This window comes from Rhizobacter sp. P1_G5 (assembly GCF_056405435.1).
Genome location: NZ_JBFUCB010001104.1, coordinates 1 through 871 on the forward strand (window position 1 = coordinate 1; position 871 = coordinate 871).

Genomic DNA, 871 nt, shown 5'->3' on the forward strand with positions numbered 1-871 from the left:
GCTTTGGGAATAACTCATGCGCTTCTGTCTCTACTTGATTCGGGCGGGTTTCCATGTCTGGACATTTCCGGCTGCAGCGAGCAATCGGTTCATGCAGTTCCTGAGTTTCTGATGCGGGAAATCATGGGTCATTTGTCGAACAGGCAATCAGGGCAATCGGACGAGATGACAATTCAATGGCCAACGAGTGGATTGAAAATTTACCCGGAGTGGCTTCCAGCGGTGCGAAATTGGGTTTCCAGTCTGGAATTAAAAAACAAGATCGTCGCCTATGGGGAAAGTCGTTCGCTCAAAAACGGAGGAATATTATTTGTGCAAGAGGGAACAAATGTCGGGGAGGCCGTCTACAACATAAAATTCGATGAAGAGTCGCGTGCAGAAATCATGAACTACTATTCACTCAAGAAAAATGCCAACGTCATAAAAATCAACAAAATCCGAAGCAAGGAGAAATTGGACATAGATGATCTGAGGGATGATATTTCCAGTGTAGCAAAACTTGACGATAGAAATGAGCTGGAATGCCGAATCGCACTTCTTCGTGGCGAGGAAACGTTTCACACGGAAGCATTGATTTACATGCGACATGAGAATCAAGAGGGAATAATATTATTCAACTCTCTTGGGAATGAGTATAAGCACGCGGAACTTCACTCCCTTACCGCTCCGAATCGATCCATTTATTATGTGGCCGACGACAGTCAAGCTTCTCCATCAGGGTGTCGTTTTTACTCCCTGGATCTTGGCTGCGCAATGACAGAAAGGGATGGGGATGGAAACTTCCGCCTCTCAAATGAATATATCCTGTCCCGCGCCAAGAAGAAGCTTTTTAATAACTCCGATGGGAATGCCATCGACAGCAAGATATATG

1 protein-coding gene is annotated in these 871 nt (G+C 45.5%); it reads left to right on the forward strand.

What is annotated here, in order from left to right; genetic code table 11:
* On the forward strand, positions 1-871 hold an 871-nt coding region (locus tag AC1D12_RS34335), incomplete at both ends, for a hypothetical protein (RefSeq protein WP_477845523.1).